We start from the raw sequence: 21,496 nt of genomic DNA on the forward strand, positions 1-21,496 counted from the left end.
GTCCATCGGTGGATCGAGGTTGAATGGCGGCATGCCCGACCTGGCGACGAACCCTCTGCCCGTGCTCGACACCCACAACGACCTGCCGTGGCAGCTGCGCGAGCGGTGGGCGGGCGACTCGACGGCGGTGGACCTGCGCGCCGACCAGCCCACGCTCCACACCGACTGGGCCAGGGCGTCGCGTGGCGGCCTGCGTGGTCAGTTCTGGTCCGTCTACGTCTCCTGCGCCCTGCCCGAGCCCGAGGCCGTGGTCGCCACCCTCGACCAGCTCGACCTGGTGCGCCGCATGATCGCCTCGTATGCCGACCGCCTCGCCCTCGCCGTCGACGTCCCGGGCGTCGAGGCGGCCTGGGCGGACGGGCGTCTCGCGTCACTGATCGGCGTCGAGGGCGGCCACTCGATCGGGTCCTCCCTCGGCGTCCTGCGGGTCCTGCACGCCATGGGGGCGCGCTACCTCACGCTCACGCACAACGACAACACCCCCTGGGCCGACAGCGCCACGGACGTGCCCGTGCACCACGGGTTGTCGGCATACGGCCACGAGGTCGTCCGCGAGCTGGACCGGCTAGGGATGATCGTCGACCTGTCCCACGTCTCGGCCGACACCATGCGCGATGCGCTCGCCACCACCGCCAACCCGGTGCTGTTCACCCACTCGGGGGCGCGCGCCGTCACCGATCACGTCCGCAACGTCCCGGACGACGTCCTGGTGGCGGCGGCCGCGACCGGTGGGGTGTGCTGCATCCCGTTCGTGCCGAAGTTCGTCGCCGCGGACGAGCGGGCCGCCGGGATCGACGACGTGGCCGCCCACGTCGAGCACGTCCGCGAGCTCGTCGGCGTGGAGCACATCGGCATCGGGGCGGACTACGACGGGACGCCGCTGGTCGCCGCGGGGCTCGGTGACGTCAGCACCTATCCCGCCCTGCTCGCCGTCCTCGAGGCGCGGGGGTGGAGCCGGACCGACCTGGAAGCCCTGACCCACCGCAACGTCCTGCGCGTCCTCGACGCGGTCACGCGGCGTCAGTAGCGCTCGGAGCCGCGATCGGTCAGCGCCCAGGCGTCCTCGGACTCCTCGTCGCCCTCACCCTCGACGACGCGGCCGGTCGCCATGTCGTCGCTCGCTCCGGCATACCGGTCACCGCCGGCCGCAGGACCGGCCACGGGCGCGGCTGCCACGGGGGCTGCCGGGGGTTCGTCCCCGCGCATGACGGCGAGCGTCGTGGGCAGGTCGTCCGGCTTGATGAGCACGTCGCGCGCCTTGGAGCCCTCGGAGGGGCCCACGACGCCGCGGGACTCGAGCAGGTCCATGAGCCGGCCCGCCTTGGCGAAGCCGACGCGCAGCTTGCGCTGCAGCATCGAGGTCGAGCCGAACTGCGTCGTCACGACCAGCTCGGTGGCCTGCAGCAGCAGGTCGAGGTCGTCGCCGATGTCGTCGTCGATCTGCTTGGTGGGCGCCACGACCGCGACGTCCTCGCGATAGCTCGGCTTGAGCTGCTCAGTGACGCGCTTGACCACCTCGCTGATCTCGGACTCGGTGACCCAGGCGCCCTGGACGCGCATCGGCTTGGAGGCGCCCATCGGCAGGAAGAGCGCGTCGCCCTGACCGATGAGCTTCTCGGCGCCCGGCTGGTCGAGGACGACGCGGGAGTCGGCGAGCGAGGAGGTGGCGAACGCCATCCGGCTGGGGACGTTGGCCTTGATCAGGCCGGTGACGACGTCCACGGAGGGACGCTGGGTCGCCAGCACGAGGTGGATGCCCGCGGCGCGCGCCAGCTGGGTGATCCGGACGATCGACTCCTCCACGTCGCGCGGGGCGACCATCATCAGGTCGGCGAGCTCGTCGACGATGACCAGGAGGTAGGGGTAGGGGTGGATCTCCCGCTCCGACCCGGCCGGCGGCTTGACCTGACCGGCGCGCACCGCCTTGTTGAAGTCGTCGACGTGCTTGAAGCCGAAGTTCGCGAGGTCGTCGTAGCGCTGGTCCATCTCGCGCACGACCCACTGCAGCGCCTCGGCGGCCTTCTTGGGGTTGGTGATGATCGGGGTGATCAGGTGCGGGATGCCGTCGTATGCCGTCAGCTCGACGCGCTTGGGGTCCACCAGGATCATCCGGACCTCGTCCGGGGTCGACCGCATGAGGATCGAGGTGATCAGCGAGTTCACGAAGCTCGACTTGCCCGCGCCGGTCGCTCCGGCCACGAGCATGTGCGGCATCTTGGCGAGGTTGGCGATGACATAGCCGCCCTCGACGTCCTTGCCGACGCCCATGACCATCGGGTGGGTGTTGTTGCGCGCCACCTGGGAGCGCAGGACGTCGCCGAGGCAGACGTTCTCGCGGTCGGTGTTGGGGATCTCCACGCCGATGGCGGACTTGCCGGGGATGGGCGACAGGATGCGCACGTCCGCGCTCGCCACCGCGTAGGCGATGTTCTTGGACAGCGCCGTGATGCGCTCGACCTTGACCCCGGGCCCCAGCTCCACGATGTACCGCGTGACCGTGGGGCCGCGGGTGAACCCCGTGACCTGGGCGTCGATGTCGAACTGGTCGAGCACGCCGGTGAGGGCGTCGACGACGCGGTCGTTGGCGGCGCTGCGCTCCTTGTGGGGAGGGCCGGGCTTGAGGATCGAGTCCTCGGGCAGGTGATAGGTGATGTCGCCGGCGAGGGCCAGCTGCTCGACCCGCTGCGGCAGCGGCTCGGTCGGCGGCGCCTCCAGCTGCGGCTTGCTCGGGACCGGCGCAGAGGCGGCGGGGCGGGCGCCCTCGGTGCGCCGCGCTCCAGGGACACTGGCGGCGTCGTGGAGCCCGGTGGGATCGCTGGGGTCGCTGGGATCGGTGGAATCCGCTGGACCCTGAGAGCCATCCGCGGTGGGCGCGTGCCCCTGGGCCGCGGCGTTGTCGCGGGCGCGACGCAGGGCCTCGGCCTCGGCGCCGACGGGGCGCTTCTGCCCGGGCCGCAGGCCGGGACGGGCGGACCGGCCGGTCGGCTCGACCACGGCGGCCTGCTCGTAGGCCTCGTCACCGGCACGCTCGTCGAGGTCGGCGTCGGTCCGGCCGCGGCGGCGCCGGGTCGCCCCACCGGCGCGCTGCGCCATCAGGTCCTGGCCGTGGCCGGGCGTCCCGTCGTGACCACCGTCGCTCTCGGCGCCCTCACCGTGGAAGAGCCGCAGGTAGGCGCCCCGCAGCCGCGGACCCACCTGGTGGACGGGCGTCGCCGTCACGACGAGCAGGCCGAAGATCCCCAGCAGCACGAGGATGGGGACGGCGCCGTAGATGCTCACGGCTGCGGCCAGCGGGCTGGAGGCGAGGAAGCCGATGATGCCGCCGGCGGCCTGCATCTCCTCCGCGCTGCCGCTCGGCGTGGGCAGGCCCTTGGCGATGTGCACGATCCCGCAGGTGGCGAGCAGGAGGGCGAACGAGCCGATGGCGATGCGGTTGGTGGCGTGGCCGTCGTCCGGGGCGCGCAGCACGCGCAGCCCGAACCCCAGCAGGACCAGGGGCAGGACGAGCGCGACGCACCCGATGGTGCCCGCGACGACCGTGTGGACGACCGCGCCGGGCCAGCCGGGCATGTTCCACCACTCTCGCGCGGCGACGACGATCGCGAGGGCGACCAGGGCGAACCCGACACCGTCGCGGCGGTGCTCCGGCTCCAGGTCTGCGGCTCCGTGTCCCACGCTGCGCACGCCCCCTCCGACGACATGGGCCAGCCCCATCCAGGTGCCCCTCAGAGCCCTGACGGGCAGCGGCAGACCCCCGTCGCGCGTGCGTCCCGGGGCAGGCTTGCGGGTCGCGCCGCCCTTGCTCGAGCCGGGGCGCGTCGATCCGCCACGACTCGTCGAGGTGGAGCGTGTGGTGCTGGTGGAGCCACGGGTCGCCATGCTCCGCAGGCTACGGGACCGCCCCTCCCGGCCCCCGAGGCACACGCGCGCCGGTGATCACAATGTGACCAGGGGCAGCCCGCGCCAGCACGGGGGACCTGGACGTCCCCCACGACCGGGAGCCGACACGCCGACGACGGCATCTGCGAGGATCTGTCCGTTCCGGCATGATCGCTGGTGGGCGTGCCCATGGCGCGCCCGCACGGGGGCCGTGCTGCGCGACGACACCGTCGCCGTGAGGCGCGGGCACGACGAAGGACCACCACGACTGATGAAGATCGCGCACGTCACCGACTTTTACCTCCCCCGCCTCGGCGGGATCGAGATGCAGGTCGCAGAGCTCACCGGCCGCCAGCGGGCGGCCGGTCACGAGGTCGTGGTCGTCACCAGCTCGCCGAGCACGCGTGACGCCCCTGCCTCCGGCGACCCCTACGCCCCCAGCCACACCAGCGCCGGGGTGCCGTTCGGCCCCGACGCCGTCGTCCGGCTGACCGACGGCTTCCGGATCCAGCACGCCATCCACCCCGCCGCCTGGCGCGACGGCTGCCGCGAGGTCCGCGAGGGCGGCTACGACCTCGTCCACTGCCACGTCGGGGTCGGCTCGCCGCTCGGGTTCTTCGTCGCCCGCGCCGCCGCCCGCGCCGGCATCCCCACCGTCGTCACCGTCCACTCGCTGTGGGCCTGGGCCATCGGCATCTTGCGCCTGTGCAACCTGGTGTGGGGGTGGACCAGGCTCCCCATCACCTGGACCGCGGTGAGCGACATGGCGGCCCGCCACGTCCGGCGGGTCCTGCCCGACGGTGCCCAGGTGCACGTGATCCCCAACGGGGTCGATCCGGCCCGGTGGACCAGACGCGGCGGCTACCCCGACCGCGAGGGCGAGCTGACCGTCGCGGCCGTGATGCGGCTCAGCGCCCGCAAGCGCCCGATGCCCCTGCTGCGGATGCTGCGGGAGGCGCAGAACCGACTGGGATCCACGGCCACGATCAGGCTGCAGATCGCCGGCTGCGGGCCCCGGCAGGCAGCCATGGAGCGCTACCTGCGCCGCCACGGGCTCGCCGACCAGGTCACGCTGCACGGGCGCCTGGACCGCGACCACGTCCGCCTCATGCTCGAGTCCAGCGACGCGTTCATCGCGCCCGCCAACCTCGAGTCCTTCGGGCTGGCCGCGCTGGAGGCGCGGTGCGCCGGGCTCCCCATCGTCGCCAAGGCGTCCGGCGGCCTGCCGGAGTTCGTCCGGCACGAGCGCGAGGGCCTCATCTGCGAGACCGACGGCGACATGACCCACGCCCTCAAGCGACTGGCGCGCGACCGCTCCCTGCTGCGCCGGATCCAGCACTACAACCGCACCCAGGACTGCGCGGTCATCTGGCCGCACACGCTCTCGCTGCTGGCCGACGTCTACGAGACCGCGGGCGCCGGTGACGTCTCGCTCCTGCCCGAGATCGACATCACGCCCCTCCAGGGTGACGAGACCGCGCGCACCCGCCAGCAGGGCTGGTCGGACCGGTGACGACGGTCCTGCTGCTGTCGCTGGCGGCGACCGCGGTCTTTGCGCTCAGCTCGGTGCTCAAGCACCGCTCCGCCGGGACCATGCCCGAGATCACCGGGACGGGCCTCGTCCGCGTGCGGCGGTTCGTCCAGGCCATGGTCTCGCACCCTCTGTGGCTCGGCGGCCTCGTGTGCGACGCCGGCGGCATCATCCTGCAGGTGCTGGCGCTGCGCGAGGGTGCGATCTCGGTCGTGCAGCCGATGCTGACGCTCGCCCTGGTCTTCTCCCTCGTCCTCAACGCGTGGTTCCTCAAGCAGCGCCCCTCGGGGCGCGAGGTGCTCCTGGCGCTCGCGCTGGTCGGCGGCCTCGTGCTGTTCCTGTGGGCCTCCGGGGCCGCCGCCCCCAAGGGGCCGGAGGCCAAGGGCGCCCGCAACCCCGCCATCTTCGTGGGTGTCGGCACCACCATGCTCGTCCTCGTCTGCGTGACGGTGGCCCGCCGCGTCGGCCCTCGACGCAAGGCCGCCCTGCTGGGCACGGCGGTCGCCGCGCTCTACGCCTGCACGGCCGCCCTCATCAAGACCTGCACCCGCATCGTCGAGCACGGCATCCCGGAACTGCTGCTCTCCTGGCAGCTCTACACCCTGATCATCGCCGGCGGGCTGGCCCTGGTGCTCAACCAGATGGCCTTCCAGGCCGGGCCGTTGTCGTCGAGCCTGCCGGTCATCGCGAGCCTGGACCCGCTGTTCAGCCTGATCATCGGCGGCGCGGTCTACGGCGAGCGCCTTCACTCCGCCCCCAAGGACCTGCTGCTGGAGGGCATCGGGCTCGCGGTCCTGCTCGCCTCGGTCTTCGCCCTCAGCCGGCTGTCCGCCCGGCACCAGCAGGACGATGCCGTGGCAGACGGGCCGGCCGAGGGGCCGGCCGACGAGCGACCCGTCCTGACCTGAGTGCGCGGCCTGAGTGCGCCGGCCTGAGTGCGCGGCCTGAGCACCTTGGCCTGAGCGGCCCGACCCGCGCGGCTCACCCCACCCGCAACCGCGCCCACACCGCCCGGTGGTCCGTGTCCGGGATCGCGACGACCCCACTGTCGACCACCCCGACGTTGCGCACCAGCACGTGGTCGATCTGCGCGAAGGGTGGGTACCACCGGCCCTGGGGCCACGTGGGCTCCCAGCCCTTTCCCGCCGACCGCGCGGCGTCGGTCAGCGGCGCCACGGCCTGGCGGAAGGGCGGGTGGCTGTAGGTCGCGTTGAGGTCCCCCGCGACGACGACCGGCTGCTCCGGGTCGAGCCGGGCCACCCGAGAGATCCAGGACTCGAGGTCCGCGAGGTCGCTGCGCCAGCGGTCGGGGCTGGTCGGGGCGGCCGGGTGCACCCCCCTGATCATGACCTCTCCCCTGCTCGTGCGGAGCAGGCCGTATGGCGTCCCGGTGCGCGGGTCGTAGGACGGGGACACGACGCGCAGGGGGTCACGGGTGCGCACCACGAGGCCGCTCGCCCGCGGCCCGGGCTGACCCATCGAGTGCGCGTAGCGCCCGGACAGCCCCGCCGCGTCCAGCCGCTCGAGGGCGCCCGGCGTGACCTCGACCAGCACGACCACGTCGGCGTCGAGGCGGTCGATGGCGGCGATAAGCCGACGCGGGTCGGCCCGGCCGTACTGCAGGTTGGTCGAGAGCACCACCAGGTCGTCCGGGCGGGGCGGGACCGTGTCGGGCAAGACCGTGGGGGCGGCCAGAACGGCATACGCCAGGGCCGGGACGAGGGCCACCGCCAGCGGGCCCCAGGCCCGCGCCAGCAGCAGGGCCGCGACCCCGAGCCCCACGAGGACCCCGCCCAGCGGCGACACGGCCTGCAGGGCGAGGAAGCCGGTGCGCTCGGGGACCACGGCCCAGCGCAGCGCGAGCAGCCCGGTGCCCGCCAGCGTCAGCACGGCCCCCGCGACGAGGAGCACCCGCGAGGAGGGTGACCAGATCGTCGTCGAGGGCCTCGTGCGGGTCGACCCCGCCGTCATGCGTCGATGACGACCGGGATGATCATCGGGCGGCGCCGGAGCTTGGTGCCAACCCAGGAGCCGAGCGTGCGTCGCACGACCTGCTGCAGGGCGTAGGTGTCCGTGGTGCCCTTGGCCATGGCCTCGACCACGGCCTTCTCGACCTGCGGGCGCACCCGGTCGAAGACCTCCTGGTCCTCGGCCACGCCGCGCGAGGTGATCTCGGGCTCGCTGACCACCTCGCCGGTCGAGGTGTCCACGACCACGATGGCGGTCACGAAGCCCTCGTCGCGCAGGATCCGCCGGTCGCGCAGGAGCTCGTCGCTGGTCTCTCCCCCGAGGGCGGAGCCGTCGACGTAGACGTAGCCGCACGGAACCTCGCCCACGATGCTCGCGACCCCGTCGACGAGGTCGACGACGGTGCCGTCCTGGCAGAGCAGGACCCGCTCGGCCGGCACGCCGGTCGCCTCGGCCAGGCGTCCGTTGGCCACCAGGTGGCGCCACTCGCCGTGCACGGGCATGACGTTGCGGGGCTTGACGATGTTGTAGCAGTAGAGCAGCTCGCCGGCGCTCGCGTGCCCGCTGACGTGGACCTTGGCGTTGCCCTTGTGGACGACGTCGGCGCCGAGCCGCATCAGGCCGTTGATCACGCGGTAGACGGCGTTCTCGTTGCCGGGGATCAGCGACGAGGCCAGCAGCACCGTGTCGCCGGGACCGACCTCGATGCGGTGGTCGCGGTTCGCCATACGGCTCAGGGCAGCCATCGGCTCGCCCTGCGAGCCGGTGCACACGAGGACCAGCTGGTCGTCGCGCAGGGACCCGACCTTCTTGATGTCGATGAGCACGCCGGGCGGGACGTGGAGGTAGCCCAGCTCGGCGGCGATGGTCATGTTGCGGACCATCGACCGGCCCACCATGGCCACCCGTCGCCCGGCCTTGTGCGCCGCGTCGAGCACCTGCTGGACCCGGTGCACGTGCGAGGAGAAGCAGGCCACGATGATGCGACCGGTGGTGTGGCGGAAGACCTTGTCGATGGCCGGGGCGATCTCGCGCTCGGGCGTGGTGAAGCCGGGGACCTCAGCATTGGTGGAGTCGGTCAGGAAGAGGTCGACCCCCTCCTCGCCCAGACGCGCGAAGGCCCGCAGGTCGGTGAGGCGGCGGTCCAGCGGCAGCTGGTCCATCTTGAAGTCACCGGTGTGCAGCAGCGTGCCCGCGGCGGTGCGCACGCACACCGCGAGGGCGTCGGGGATGGAGTGGTTGACCGCAACGAACTCCAGGTCGAAGACGCCGGCCTGCTCGCGCTGCCCCTCGCGCACGCCCAGCGTGTAGGGCGTGATCCGGTGCTCCTTGAGCTTGGCCTCGACCAGCGCCAGGGTCAGCTGGGAGCCGATGAGCGGGATGTCCGGTTTGCGCTTGAGCAGGTAGGGCAGAGCCCCGATGTGGTCCTCGTGCCCGTGCGTGAGGACCACGGCGTCGACGTCGTCCAGGCGGTCCTCGACGTAGTCGAAGTCCGGGAGGATCAGGTCGATGCCCGGGTGGTGCTCCTCGGGGAAGAGGACCCCGCAGTCGATGATCAGCAGCCGGCCGCGGTGCTCGAGCACCGTCATGTTGCGGCCGACCTCCCCAAGACCGCCGAGGGCGACGACCCGCAGGCCGCCCTTGGGCAGCGCGGGCGGGGTGGTGGGGACCTCGGTCACGAGGTCGGGTGCAGCGGAAGCAGAAGTCACATCAGTCCTGAGCTACGGAGGCCGGATCGGACGATCTCGGCCTGGTCGTCGGTGGCCGGGACCAGCGGCAGGCGCACGTCGGCGTGGGCGATGACGCCCAGCTCGACGAGTGCCGCCTTGGTCATGATGGCCCCCTGGGTCACGTTCATGACGGCGTCGACGACGGGCACGAGGCGGCGATGGATCTCGCGCCCCCGCTCGACGTCGCCGCCCTGGATGGCCCCCACCATCTCGGCATACGCGTCGCCGGCCACGTGGGCCACGACGCTGACGATGCCGACGGCGCCGAGCGCCAGGTGGGAGAAGTTGGCGACGTCGTCGCCGGAGTACCACTGCAGGTCCGTGGCGCGCTGGACCTTGGTCGCGGCCCACAGGTCGCCCTTGGCGTCCTTGACCGCCACGATGCGCGGGTGGTCCGCGAGCCGGACCAGCAGGTCGGTGGGGATCGGGACGCCCGCCCGACCGGGGATGTCGTAGAGCATGACGGGCAGCTCGGTGGCGTCGGCCACGGCGCGGAAGTGCGCCTCCAGCCCGGCCACCGAGGGCTTGTTGTAGTAGGGCGTCACGACGAGCAGCCCGTCGGCGCCCGCGTCGGCGGCCTGGCCGGCCAGCTCGATCGTGTGCCTGGTGTCGTTGGTGCCGACGCCCGCGACGACGTGCACGCCATCGCCGACGGTCTCACGCACCAGGCGGACCAGCTCGGCCTTCTCGTCGTCCGTGGTGGTCGGCGACTCGCCCGTGGTGCCGTTGACGACGATGCCGTCGTGGCCGTGGTCGACGAGGTGGCGCGCGACCTGACGCACGCCGTCACGGTCGATCGAGCCGTCGGGGAGCATCGGGGTCACCATGGCCGACAGGACTCGGCCGAACGCGGGTGAGGTCGTCATGAGGTCAATGTATCCCGGGGTGCGCGCGAGGGGCGGTGACCGCCACGGGCATGGGTCGGCGCCGGACATGTGAATCGCGTAGCCACCCGCTCGGGGGTCCGGGTGGCTACGCGATTCACGGACTACATCGGCAAGGGGGGCGATCTCGTTACAGCCGGGTCGCGGGAACTCGTGTGACCTGGCTCACATCGGCTGGCCGCTCCCTCGCGCCCCGTCGATGACCGTATGACGGACCTGCCCGGCTACCGTGGTCGCCATGCAGCAGTACCTCGACCTCCTCGACCACGTCCTCACGACCGGGGTGGACAAGGCGGACCGCACGGGCACCGGCACGCGCAGCGTCTTCGGGCACCAGATGCGCTTCGACCTCGCCCAGGGCTTCCCGGTCCTCACGACCAAGAAGCTCCACCTGCGGTCGATCATCGGCGAGCTGCTGTGGTTCCTGCGGGGCGACACCAACGTGCGCTGGCTGCAGGAGCGCGGGATCTCCATCTGGGACGAGTGGGCGGATGCGGACGGCGAGCTCGGACCCGTCTACGGCCACCAGTGGCGGTCCTGGCCCACCCCGGACGGCCGCCAGGTCGACCAGATCGGTCAGGTGATCGCGTCGCTGCGCAGCAACCCCGACTCGCGGCGCCACATCGTCTCCGCCTGGAACGTCGCGGACGTCGACCGCATGGCCCTGCCGCCCTGCCACACGATGTTCCAGTTCTACGTCGCCGAGGGGCGGCTGTCCTGCCAGCTCTACCAGCGCAGCGCCGACATCTTCCTCGGTGTGCCGTTCAACATCGCGTCCTACGCCCTGCTCACGATGATGGTCGCGCAGCAGACGGACCTCGAGCCGGGCGACCTCGTCCACACGCTCGGCGACGCGCACCTCTACTCCAACCACCTCGACCAGGCGCGCCTGCAGCTCACGCGCACGCCGCACCCGCTCCCCACGATGCACGTCGCGCGGCGCCCGTCGATCGACGCCTACGAGCTCGAGGACTTCACCCTCGAGGGCTACGTCGCCGACCCGAGCATCAAGGCACCGATCGCCGTATGACGTCCCGGACGCTCACCCTCGTCGCGGCGCTGGGTCGCAACGGCGCCCTCGGGCGGGACGGGCACCTGCTGTGGCAGCTGCCGGGCGACCTCCCCCGCTTCAAGGCCCTGACCCAGGGGCGTCCGCTCGTCATGGGGCGCAAGACCTACGAGTCGATCGGTCGCGCCCTGCCGGGCCGACGGACGATCGTGGTGACCCGGGACGCCAGGTGGGTCGTCCCGGATGCGGAGACCGCGTCCTCCCTCGAGGAGGCGTTGGCGCTGGCCGGCGACGACGAGGTGTGCTGCGGCGGAGGCGGCGAGATCTATGCCCTCGCCCTGCCCCTGGCCGACCGGCTCGAGCTGACCGAGGTGGACGACGCCCCGGAGGCCGACACGTGGTTCCCTGAGATCGATCGCGAGCAGTGGCGCGAGGTCCGGCGCGAGGAGGTCGCGGCGACCGACGCCCACCCGGGGTTCGCGTTCGTGACCTACGACCGGGTGCGGGGCTGACGCTCGTGCGCAACCGCGCCGTCCTGCTGCTGATGCTCCCGGCGATCGTCGCCGCCATCGGGGTCGCGGTCGCCTGGACGCGCTCGCGCGAGCTGGCCGCCCGTGCGGCGGGCCGAGAGCGCGGGCGCGCGCTCGTCTGGCCGCTCACGCTCGGCGGTGCGCTGGCCGGGCTGCTCCTGGGGGTGGCCGTGGGCGTCCTGACCGGGCTCGCCGGTGGACGCGCGGACCTGGGCCGGGACGCCATGGACGGGACCTTCCTGCTCGTCCCGGGGATGCTGGCGGGCCTCGGCGCCGGCCTCGCCCGCTGGGCGACGATCAGGGCCGTGTGGCGCCGCCAGAACCGTTTGCGGCGACCACGTCGACCGCGCCGGGGCTGAGCGAGGCGGCCAGCACGGGTCACCAGCGGTCGAGGGTCACCACAGGCCGAGCAGCTGTCCGCCGATGCGGACGACGAAGCCGCCCACCACCACGATGAACACGATGCGGACGAAGCCCGTGCCTCGCGACACCGCCGTCCGCGCCCCGATGTAGCCGCCGGCGATGTTGGCCAGCCCCATGACGACCCCGATCGGCCACATGACGGCCCCGTGCGGGATGAAGACCGCGAGGGCGGCGAGGTTGGTCGCGAAGTTGGCGATCTTGGCCTTGGCGCTGGCCTCGAGGAAGGCGTAGCCGGTCAGCCCGACCAGGGCGAAGACGAAGAACGATCCGGTGCCGGGTCCCAGCGCCCCGTCGTAGAAACCGATGACCACCCCGATGACCAGCGCCGCCGCGAGGTGGTGGCGGCCGGAGAACCGCAGCTGCGTCGAGGCGCCGAGGCTGGGCTTGACCACCGTGTAGGCGCCCACGACGACCAGCGCCACCAGGATGATCGGGTTGAACGCCTCCTTGGGGATCCTGGTGGCCACGACCGCGCCGAGCGACGACCCGGCGAACGCCGCCACCGCGAGCGGGATCGCGGTGCGCAGGTCGGGACGCACCCGGCGGTAGTAGGTCACGGCGCTCGTGGAGGTGCCGCAGATCGAGGCCAGCTTGTTGGTGGCGAGGATCTGCGCGGGCGAGGCGCCGGGCAGACCGACGAGCAGCGCGGGCAGCTGGATCAGCCCTCCCCCGCCGACGACGGCGTCGACCCAGCCCGCGCAGAACGCGGACGCCACCAGGAAGAGCACGACCTGGAGGGACAGCTCACCCACGCCCGCACCACCGGTCGACGATCGTGAGGACGTCGAGCAGCTCGTGGGCCACTGCGTCGGGCTCCGCCGCGTGCGAGACCTGCTGCGACACGGGGATCCGCGAGTGCGGCACCCACACCGCTCGCATGCCCACCTGCTGCGGACCGTGGACGTCCTCGAAGGACCGGTCCCCGACGTAGACGCACCGCTCCGGCTCGACGCTGACGGCGCGCACCGCAGCGAGGAAGGCCTCGGGATGCGGCTTGGCCCAAGGGATCTCGCTCGAGTAGACGTCGGCGTCGATGAGGTGGGCGACCCCGTCCCGCTCGAAGACGCCACGGTGATAGTCGCGGGTCCAGATCGTGTTGGACAGCACCCCGACGCGGATCCCCCGCTCGCGCAGGCCGGTCCACAACGGCTCGACCTGCGGGTGGGTGAGCGTGTGCGGCTCCCAGAAGGTCTCGTAGGCCGCCAGCCCGGCCAGCGTTGCCTCGTGCTCGGGGTCGAGTCCCACCTGCGTCAGCAGGTCCGCGAGGCGCCCAGACTCGTGGCTGGTGCGGGAACGCTGCCAGAGCTCGTCCTCGGCGAGCAGGATGCGCGCCGTCAGCTCGTGGAGCGAGCAGGCCATCGTGCCGTAGCCGCGGGAGAACTCGACCCACTGCTGGCGCAGGTCGACGTCGTGCCAGGGGGTCAGGGTGCCGCCCCAGTCGAAGACGACGGCACCCACCGGCGAGGTCGCCGGGTCCGGAGCGCGTGCGGGGCCGGTCAGGACCGCACCTCCCGGGCGATCTCGGCGACGACGTCGGCCACGGCGACCTCGCGGCGGTCGCCCGTGCGCCGGTCCTTGATCTCGACGGTGCCGTCGGCCAGGCCCTTGCCCACGACCACGATGGTCGGGACCCCGATGAGCTCGGCGTCCTTGAACTTCACCCCGGGGCTGACCTTGGCGCGGTCGTCCACGATCGAGGTGATCCCCTGCGCGGCGAGCTCGGTCACGATCCGGTCGGCCTCGACGAAGACCGCCTCGTCCTTGCCGGTCGCGACGACGTGCACGTCGGCGGGGGCGACGTTGCGCGGCCACACCAGACCGATCTCGTCGTGGTTGGCCTCGGCGATGGCGGCGACCGCGCGCGAGACGCCGATGCCGTAGGAGCCCATCGTGACGGTGACGAGCCGGCCGTTCTCGTCCAGCACCTTGAGACCCAGGGCCTCGGCATACTTGCGGCCGAGCTGGAAGATGTGGCCCATCTCGATGCCCCGGGCGGCGCGCAGGGTGCCGGCGCCGTCGGGCGCGACGTCGCCGTCCCTGACCTCGGCGGCCTGGACGGTCCCGTCGGCCGTGAAGTCGCGGCCGTGGACGAGGTTGACGACGTGCACGCCGGGCTTGTTCGCCCCGGTCGCCCAGGACGAGCCGTCCGCGATGCGCGGGTCGAGCAGGTAGCGGATCCCGGTGCGGGACACCACCTTGCCGTCCTCGTCGCGCTCGACGGTCTCCCCCAGCGCGCCCGGCCCGATGTAGCCGCGGACGAGCTGCGGGTAGGCCGTGAAGTCCGCCTCGGTGAACTCCTCCACCTCGGCGGGCGCGACCTGGGCCTCGAGGCGCTTGAGGTCGACCTGGCGGTCTCCGGGCAGGCCCACGACGAGGGGCTCGCGGGTGCCGTCGGGCTGCATGAGCATGACGACGACGTTCTTGAGCGTGTCGGCGGCCGTCCACGCACGGCCGTCGTGGCGCGGGTGCTCCGCGTTGAGCACGTCGACGAGGGTCTCGATGGTCGGGGTGTCGGGGGTGTCCACCTCCTGCGCCGCCGGCACGCCCGAGGCGTCGACGGGCTCGGCCTGCGGCACGACGACGGCCTCCACGTTGGCGGCGTACCCGCTGTCGTCCCGCACGAAGGTGTCCTCGCCGACCTCGCTGATCGCGAGGAACTCCTCGCTCGCCGATCCACCCATCGCGCCCGACGTCGCCTGGACGATGACGTAGTCGAAGCCGAGCCGGTCGAAGATCTTGACGTAGGCGTCGCGGTGCGCGTCGTAGGACTTCTGCAGCCCCTCGTCGGAGACGTCGAAGGAGTAGGAGTCCTTCATGATGAACTCGCGGCCGCGCAGCAGGCCGGCGCGGGGACGCGCCTCGTCGCGGTACTTCGTCTGGATCTGGTACAGCGACAGCGGCAGGTCCTTGTAGGAGCTGTAGAGGTCCTTGACCGCGAGGGTGAACATCTCCTCGTGCGTCGGACCGAGGAGCATGTCGGCGCCCTTGCGGTCGGTGAGGCGGAAGAGGTTGTCGCCGTACTCCGTCCACCGGTTCGTCGACTCGTAGGGCTCGCGCGGCAGCAGCGCGGGGAAGCTCAGCTCCTGCGAGATCTGGTCCATCTCCTCGCGGACGATGCCCTCGACCCGGCGAAGCACCTTGAGCCCCAGGGGGAGCCAGCTGTAGACGCCGGGCGCCGCGCGACGGACGTAGCCGGCGCGCACCAGCAGCCGGTGACCGGGCAGCTCCGCGTCGGCCGGGTCCTCGCGCAGGGTCCGCAGGAACAGGGACGACATGCGCATGATCTCACCGGACACGGTGGGGCTCCTCGGATGGGCGAAGGTGGGACCACGGCAGGATATCGGCCCTGGCTCCTGGCCTCGACCACGTTCGGGCGTAGCCTCGGAGACGGAGGTGAGTGGTCGTGGAGGAGGGCGTCGAGACGCCGGGCGAGGGCGTGCGACCTGGAGGGGACGCCGGCACCGGACCCCTCACGCTGGAGGCGGGGCTGCTGGCCGCGGCGCAGTCCCTGGAGCAGGCCGTGGCGGCGGCGACGACCGCCCACCTGCACCTCACCGAGGCACTGGCGGCCGAGCGGACGTGGGCCCGGCCCGGCGACGCCGTCCTCGACGAGATCCTGACGCGGCGCACCGACGTCGGGCTGTATGCCGCAGGCCTGCTCGTCGACCAGCTCCGCACCGAGGCCCGGACCGCCGCCTCGCGCTACCCCCGCCTCGGGCTGGCTGGCGAGGACGTGCTGCCGATCCCCCGCGACGAGGCGCCCGACGTGGTCGCCGCCTGGTGGCGGGACCTGGACGCCGGCGACCGTGAGGAGGTCCTGCGGCGCCACGCCCCCTGGGTGGGGCGGGCGGACGGGCTCCCCACCGCCGTGCGGCACACGGCCAACCTGCAGGTGCTCGAGGCCGAGATCGCCCGCCGCAGCCGCGAGCTCGACGTCGACACCGGCGCACCCGCCGACGAGGCCACCGTCGAGGAGGAGCGGGACCTGCGCGGCCTGCTCAAGCTCCGGGCGCTGTTCTCCGACCCCGAGCTGCTGGCCGAGGTCCCCGAGGGGCTCGCCCAGGTCTCGACCCCGCCCTCGCGTCGTTTCCTCTATCTCCTGGACGCCCGCAGCTATCCCCTGCGGACGGCCATCGCGCTCGGCGACCCCGACACCGCCACCCACCTGGTGGTGCACGTGCCCGGCACGACCACCACCGTGGACCTGCGCCTCTATCGCGAAGCCACCTGGATGTCCTGGCTGCGCGACGAGACGGTCCGCCTGCTCGGCCCCGACGCACGCGTGGCGGTGATCGACTGGATCGGCTACCAGGCGCCATACGACATCGCCACGCGAAAGGCCCTGGGAGACACGGGGATGCGCGTCCTCGTGCCCGGTGAGGCGTCCGACCCTCGATATGCGCGGGAGGCAGCCGACCACCTGGCGCGCACCCTGGAGGGGGTGCGGGAGATCGCTCCGGCGGGGGCACGCATCGTGGCGAGCGGCCACTCCTACGGCGCGTCCGCCATGGGGCTCGCCCTCGCCCAGCTCGCCGCCCGGCACCACCACGTGGTGGACGCCGCGATGACGGCCGGCGCACCGGGCATCTTCGCCTCCCGCCTCTCCGACCTCGGGCTGGCGCCCGGCACGTTGTACGCCTGCGTCGCTCCCGGCGACCTCATCGGCATCCTGGGCATCTTCGGCGGCGAGGTGCTGCGGATCCCCGGCGTGCACCAGCTGTCCCCGCTGGCCCGACGCGTTGTCTACCCCGACGGCACCTGGACGGTGCTGCGGCCGCCGGTCGGGCACGAGCAGTACTACCACCGCGGCACCGCGAGCCTGCTCCACCTGGCGGCCGTGGTCGCGGACGACCAGCCCCGCATCAAGCTGACGAGCCGCCCGTGGGCGATGCTCACGGGCGGCTCGTCGAGCGCCTCGGACCCCGGCGACGCGGGCGAGGCGGTGCAGTGACGGTTCGATCAGTCGATCAGTCGATCGTCGATCAGTCGAGCTTCTTGCCGCGCGTCTCCGGCATCGTCAGGATGATCAGCGTCGCCACCGCGGCGACTGCCGAGACGACCCAGAAGAAGCGGTCGCCCATCTGGTTCTGGTTGAGCCAGGTGATCAGGTAGGGCGCTCCCCCGCCGAAGACCGCCACCGTGATGTTGTACCAGGCGCCGATGCCGGTGGACCGGACCTCGGTCGGGAACAGCTCGGCCATGATCGCCGGCAGGATGCACGACGCGAAGGCGAACGCGGACATGCCGAGGACGTAGAGGATGGTCAGGCTCAGCAGGTCCGGCTTGATCAGCGAGGATAAGGGCACCATCGCCACGGCATAGAACACCGTGAAGATCAGCATCATCGGCTTGCGCCCGATCTTGTCGGACAGTGCTCCCAACGGGTACTGCAGGGCGATGAAGATGACGATCGAGATCGTGAGCGCCATGAACACGTTCTGACCCACGTCCGGGTTGGTCTTGGCGAACTTCTTGACGACGCTGGAGTTGATGGAGCCGATCAGCGTGTAGTAGGCGACGGCGAACAGCATGGTGGTGCCGACGACGTGCAGCACGGACTTGGGGTAGAGCCGCAGGGTGGTCATCAGGGGGTTCTTGACCTTGTCGACCGCCTTGGCCTTGTGCTCCTCGAAGTGCGCCGACTCCTTGAGGTCCTTGCGCATGAACAGACCGACGAGGGCGAAGATGCCGCCGAGGATGAACGGGATGCGCCAGCCGAACTCCGCCATCTTGGCGGGTCCCAGCGTGCGGGTGAGCCAGAAGCCGAGCGTCGTCGCCAGCAGCAGGGCGACGCCCGTGCCGATGTACATGAACGAGACGTAGCGGCCACGCCGACCTGCGGGGGCGACCTCGGACAGGTAGGCCGAGGTGTTGGACAGCTCGCCGCCGGCCGCGATCCCCTGGGCGATGCGCGCGAGGACGAGGACGAGCGGCGACCAGATCCCGATCTGGTCGTAGGTCGGCAGTGCGCCGATGACGAACGAGCCTCCGGCCATGAGCGCGACGCACACGAGCATCGCGCCGCGACGCCCCGTCAGGTCCGCGACCCGGCCCATCATCCAGCCACCCAGGGGGCGGAAGAAGAACGCGGCGCCGAAGGTCGCGAAGGTCAGCAGGAGTGCGAGGTCCTCGTTCTCCTTCGGAAAGATCTGGGTCGCGAAGTAGGTCGCGAACAGGCCGTAGATGGTCCAGTCGAACCACTCGACCGCGTGGCCCACGGTCGCCGCGGCGATGGGCTTGACCGGGAAGGCCCCGGGTGTCGGCGTCGCCGGCGGGGGGAGGGTGGACTCGGGGGTGGGTGCAACGGTGCTCATGCAGGCTCCTCGGGCGGGTGAGCCGTGCTCCGTCGGACGGCTCCTGGACGGAGGGTGTTGCTTGACGCCACGTCAACGGAATGCGTCTCGCCGGTGCCCTGCGACGAACGGTCGCCCCTTCCTGACGGGCGGTCGGTGACCGCATGTCCACCCACCGACGAACGGCGCGCTCACAGCAGGACGGTGGCGAACTCCCCGACCTCCCGCATACCGATGCGGGCGTAGGTGGCCCGCGCGGCGACGTTGAAGTCATTCACGTACAGCGAGGCGCGAGCGGCGTGCTCCGCCAGCACTGCCTCGACGACGGCTGCCATGGCCGGCCCCGCACGCCGTCGGCCGCGCAGGTGCGGCGCCAGCCAGACCCCCTGGATCTGGGCGGTCCCGAGAGCGACCGAACCCACGTCGGCCTTGAACACCACGTCGGGCCCCTCGGTGACGACATAGGTCCGCCGCTGCTCGATCAGCGAGGCCACGGATCGGCGGTATGACGCCACCGAGCCGACGTACGGCGGGTAGCCGATCTCCTCGGTGAACATGGCCGCCGCAGCCGGCACGACGGCGTCCAGCTCGTCGGGCCCGGCCAGCCGCACGCAAGGGTCCAGAGCGAGGCCGAGCTCGCTGGGCGGGACGGTCGTCGCCATGAGCGGCTGCGACCCGCGGACGGCCCGTGGCATCCCCCACGACGGCGAGAGCAACGCCCAGAGCCCGAGCACCTCGTCGGACGGGCCGAACAGCGAGGAGGCCCAGCGGCTGCGCCGGCGTAGTCGCTGGGCGAAGGCCGGGGCCGTGTCCGGTCCGACCTCGACCGGAACGACGTTGGCTCCGGTCCACACCAGAGATCGCCAGCCGAGGGGGTCGCCCCGGTCGGCGTAGCCGAGCACGCAGCCGGGGGTGGTCCGCAGCGCACCCTCACGGATGCGCGCCGCCACGAAGACGTGGGCGTCAGGCCGACGTGCACAGACAGCGATCGCCGCGTCCTCGTCGGCCGGCGTCAGGGCCTGGATCGGCGATCGGGAGCGGAGCACCCCCCAAGGGTGGACTGCGGTGGGTCGCTTGTCACGCCACCACGCGACGCGCCGGGACGAGTTCGCGCAGCAGAAAAAGGCCCCGCCACGGCAGCTGCCGGACGAGGCCCTTTCTGGCTGCGGGGCTGCTCAGGCCCCGCGGTTGCGAACGGCGCCGGGGGCGGCGCCCATCTCGCCGTGCTCCCCCGAGGTGGCCCCCATCCGGCCGCGCCTCGCAACACCCTCACCATATCAAAGACTTCGATGTCGAAGTGACCTTCGGGGCGCCACGGCCTTGAATCGTCATACAACACATAGAGTGATTTTTTTTCCCCGAATAGGCCTACCCTCGAGTGCTTTGAACTATCACACTGGCTGATGGACAGCCATTCGTGCAGAAACGGTTGCACAGAGTGGTTGTCGCGGCCGTAGCGCCATCATCCGGCCCGGCTGCAGTTCTCCCCTCACCCTCTCGAGGTCTCATGCACACCCCCCTGTCCGCACGCCGGCGACGCCGGCTGACGGGAGGCGTCATCGGCGCCGCCCTGCTCACGTCAACCGCCCTGGGGTCAGCCCAGCTCGCCGCCGCCTCCGCGGCGCCCGTGACGGCGGCGCCCGCTGCGGCGACCGCAGATCGCGACCGGCTGCCCGAGCGCATCTTCGCCCCCGACGCGTTCTGGTATCGCAGGCTGCCGGCGAACACCCCGAAGGACCCGCGCTCGGCGGACATCTCCAAGCACATCTACGACCAGGGCGTCTCGTACTACGGCCGCCCCGGTGCCCCGTCCATCGCGGTCAACACGGTGCGCTACTCCGCGCCGATGTACATGGCCAAGGCTGGCGACCCCACCACGTCGTTCAGGTTCGAGAACTGCCAGGGCAAGTCGTACGGCGACACCGGCCTGATCGCCAACCACCTCAGCAACCTGAGGATCCCGGCCTACGCCCGTCCGGCAGAGGGGACGGACCTCGAGATGCTGGTGTACGACGCGAGCTCCCGCCGCCTCACGGAGACCTGGGTCACCCGCAAGAACAACGGTACCTGGTCGGCGTGCTGGGGCGGCAGCATCCCGGACGCCTCCAAGAGCAACGGCGTCTTCCCGCACCCCTTCGGCACCACTGCCAGCGGGCTCTCCCTCGCCGGGGGCACCATCCGCCCCGAGGAGCTGCGCCGCGGTCGTATCGACCACGTCATCGGCATCGCGCTGCCCCACAACGCCCCCTGGCCCAACGTCTCCCGTCCGGCCAACCGCACCGACGGCTGGAACCCGTCGAGACGACCGGCCGCCGCCGAGGGGCAGATGCTGCGCATCCCGGCCTCCGTCAACCTCGACGCCCTGCGCCTGTCGCCGACGGCGCGGACCATCGCCAAGGCCGCCCAGGAGTACGGCGTGGTCGTCTGGGACACGGCGGGATCGATCAGCTTCCGCGCGGAGAACCCGATCGGCATGACCAGCGACCCCTATCCCGAGCTGTTCCGCGGGCGGGCCGACTGGCAGGAGATGCTGGGCGACCCCGGACGCGGCGAGCGTGGCTTCCCGCTCGAGCTCCTCGAGGTCCTGCCGATGAACTACGAGGCGCCCGTCTCGTCGGCGCCCGCACCCACCCCGACGCCCACTCCCACTCCGACGCCCACTCCCACCAAGTCGACCCCGGCCCCGACCCCGACCCCCACGCCCACCCCGACGCCGACCATTCCGGTGCCGGGACCGGGCGTCGCCACCGTTCGGCAGACCGCGGCCTGGCTCGACCAGACCGATGCCCAGGGCCGGCGATGGGCCGGGCGCGGTGACGCGTTCGACTCGTACAAGACGGGTACGGCCATGGTGGGCCGTGACGTGGCCGGCACCGGTGACGACCAGCTGTACCGCTCCACGGTCTACGGGATGACCTCCTACCGGACCAAGGTCGCCAACGGGACCTACCGGGTCAAGCTCTACACCGCCGAGGACTACTTCACGGCTCCCGGGCGCCGGGTCTACTCCGTCCGGGCGGAGGGCTCAACGGTCCTCAAGGACGTGGACGTCTTCGCCCGCACCGGCGGCGCCTTCCGGGCCTACGAGCCGACCTTCACCGTGACGGTCACCGACGGGCGGCTCGACCTGGGCTTCCACGCCGTCAAGGACACCCCGAGCCTGGCCGCCGTCGAGGTCACCAAGCTCTGACAGCGTCCGCCGACGGGCTCGACGAGAGCGGGCCACCCCTCGTGTGGGGTGGCCCGCTC

17 protein-coding genes are annotated in these 21,496 nt (G+C 72.0%); 8 read left to right on the forward strand and 9 right to left on the reverse strand.

The genetic code is table 11. The annotated features are described in order from the left end of the window. Window positions 1-31 precede the first annotated feature (31 nt). The gene (locus B4E97_RS16265; protein WP_286960801.1) at window positions 32-1,027 is read left to right on the forward strand and encodes a dipeptidase; all 996 of its coding nucleotides are present in this window, start codon (window positions 32-34) and stop codon (window positions 1,025-1,027) included. Here the strand turns inward: B4E97_RS16265 and B4E97_RS16270 are convergent. Then, window positions 1,021-3,879 (reverse strand): DNA translocase FtsK, encoded by a 2,859-nt coding sequence (locus B4E97_RS16270; protein ID WP_286960765.1) that lies wholly within the window; start codon window positions 3,877-3,879, stop codon window positions 1,021-1,023. The genes B4E97_RS16265 and B4E97_RS16270 overlap by 7 nt on opposite strands. A 271-nt stretch (window positions 3,880-4,150) precedes the next feature. Here B4E97_RS16270 and B4E97_RS16275 point away from each other — a divergent pair, with 271 nt between their 5' ends. Continuing rightward, the gene (locus B4E97_RS16275) at window positions 4,151-5,392 is read left to right on the forward strand and encodes a glycosyltransferase family 4 protein (protein WP_286960767.1); all 1,242 of its coding nucleotides are present in this window, start codon (window positions 4,151-4,153) and stop codon (window positions 5,390-5,392) included. Then, window positions 5,389-6,318, forward strand: a complete 930-nt coding sequence (locus tag B4E97_RS16280) for a DMT family transporter (RefSeq protein WP_286960768.1) — start codon at window positions 5,389-5,391, stop codon at window positions 6,316-6,318. Before B4E97_RS16275 ends, B4E97_RS16280 begins: the two co-directional genes overlap by 4 nt. A gap of 73 nt (window positions 6,319-6,391) precedes the next feature. On the opposite strand, the gene B4E97_RS16285 is transcribed toward B4E97_RS16280, so the two are convergent. Genes B4E97_RS16285 through dapA form a run of 3 tightly spaced genes read right to left on the reverse strand, consistent with a single transcriptional unit; the run spans window position 6,392 to window position 9,974 of the window. After that, on the reverse strand, window positions 6,392-7,381 hold the full coding sequence (locus B4E97_RS16285; RefSeq protein WP_286960770.1) for an endonuclease/exonuclease/phosphatase family protein: 990 nt from the start codon (window positions 7,379-7,381) through the stop codon (window positions 6,392-6,394). Next, complete coding sequence (locus B4E97_RS16290) at window positions 7,378-9,087, reverse strand: ribonuclease J (RefSeq protein ID WP_376783710.1); 1,710 nt, start codon at window positions 9,085-9,087, stop codon at window positions 7,378-7,380. The genes B4E97_RS16285 and B4E97_RS16290 overlap by 4 nt, the downstream gene beginning before the upstream one ends. Further along, window positions 9,084-9,974 carry a 4-hydroxy-tetrahydrodipicolinate synthase gene (dapA, locus tag B4E97_RS16295; protein ID WP_019284545.1) on the reverse strand — a complete coding sequence of 297 codons (891 nt, stop codon included), beginning with the start codon at window positions 9,972-9,974 and terminating at the stop codon, window positions 9,084-9,086. The genes B4E97_RS16290 and dapA overlap by 4 nt, the downstream gene beginning before the upstream one ends. 256 nt (window positions 9,975-10,230) lie before the next feature. Here dapA and B4E97_RS16300 point away from each other — a divergent pair, with 256 nt between their 5' ends. The 3 genes from B4E97_RS16300 to B4E97_RS16310 are packed head-to-tail and all read left to right on the forward strand — an operon-like array spanning window position 10,231 to window position 11,890. Beyond that, a complete protein-coding gene (locus tag B4E97_RS16300; protein ID WP_037211322.1) occupies window positions 10,231-11,022 on the forward strand; it encodes a thymidylate synthase in 792 nt (263 codons plus the stop codon). After that, on the forward strand, window positions 11,019-11,513 hold the full coding sequence (locus B4E97_RS16305) for a dihydrofolate reductase (protein ID WP_019284543.1): 495 nt from the start codon (window positions 11,019-11,021) through the stop codon (window positions 11,511-11,513). The genes B4E97_RS16300 and B4E97_RS16305 overlap by 4 nt, the downstream gene beginning before the upstream one ends. Window positions 11,514-11,518: 5 nt before the next feature. Then, window positions 11,519-11,890 carry a hypothetical protein gene (locus B4E97_RS16310; protein ID WP_019284542.1) on the forward strand — a complete coding sequence of 124 codons (372 nt, stop codon included), beginning with the start codon at window positions 11,519-11,521 and terminating at the stop codon, window positions 11,888-11,890. Window positions 11,891-11,926: 36 nt separating this feature from the next. Here the strand turns inward: B4E97_RS16310 and B4E97_RS16315 are convergent, their stop codons facing one another. The 3 genes from B4E97_RS16315 to B4E97_RS16325 are packed head-to-tail and all read right to left on the reverse strand — an operon-like array spanning window position 11,927 to window position 15,235. Further along, the gene (locus tag B4E97_RS16315) at window positions 11,927-12,706 is read right to left on the reverse strand and encodes a TSUP family transporter (protein ID WP_019284541.1); all 780 of its coding nucleotides are present in this window, start codon (window positions 12,704-12,706) and stop codon (window positions 11,927-11,929) included. Next, a complete protein-coding gene (locus B4E97_RS16320) occupies window positions 12,699-13,412 on the reverse strand; it encodes an HAD family hydrolase (protein ID WP_286960775.1) in 714 nt (237 codons plus the stop codon). The genes B4E97_RS16315 and B4E97_RS16320 overlap by 8 nt, the downstream gene beginning before the upstream one ends. A gap of 38 nt (window positions 13,413-13,450) precedes the next feature. After that, the gene (locus B4E97_RS16325) at window positions 13,451-15,235 is read right to left on the reverse strand and encodes a proline--tRNA ligase (RefSeq protein ID WP_286960805.1); all 1,785 of its coding nucleotides are present in this window, start codon (window positions 15,233-15,235) and stop codon (window positions 13,451-13,453) included. 122 nt (window positions 15,236-15,357) lie between these two features. On the opposite strand from B4E97_RS16325, the gene B4E97_RS16330 reads away from it, so the two are divergent. Beyond that, window positions 15,358-16,905 (forward strand): alpha/beta hydrolase, encoded by a 1,548-nt coding sequence (locus B4E97_RS16330; protein WP_286960777.1) that lies wholly within the window; start codon window positions 15,358-15,360, stop codon window positions 16,903-16,905. A 31-nt stretch (window positions 16,906-16,936) separates the two neighbouring features. Here B4E97_RS16330 and B4E97_RS16335 read toward each other — a convergent pair whose 3' ends face one another. Continuing rightward, window positions 16,937-18,268 (reverse strand): MFS transporter, encoded by a 1,332-nt coding sequence (locus B4E97_RS16335; protein ID WP_286960778.1) that lies wholly within the window; start codon window positions 18,266-18,268, stop codon window positions 16,937-16,939. A gap of 170 nt (window positions 18,269-18,438) precedes the next feature. Then, entirely contained in the window at window positions 18,439-19,293 is an 855-nt protein-coding gene (locus tag B4E97_RS16340) for a DUF4081 domain-containing GNAT family N-acetyltransferase (protein WP_286960779.1), read from the reverse strand. Between the two features lie 461 nt (window positions 19,294-19,754). Here B4E97_RS16340 and B4E97_RS16345 point away from each other — a divergent pair, with 461 nt between their 5' ends. Then, window positions 19,755-21,437, forward strand: a complete 1,683-nt coding sequence (locus B4E97_RS16345) for a malectin domain-containing carbohydrate-binding protein (RefSeq protein ID WP_029211802.1) — start codon at window positions 19,755-19,757, stop codon at window positions 21,435-21,437. The last annotated feature ends 59 nt before the right edge of the window (window positions 21,438-21,496 follow it).

This window comes from Arsenicicoccus sp. UBA7492, from assembly GCF_002479615.1.
GTDB lineage: Bacteria > Actinomycetota > Actinomycetes > Actinomycetales > Dermatophilaceae > Arsenicicoccus > Arsenicicoccus bolidensis.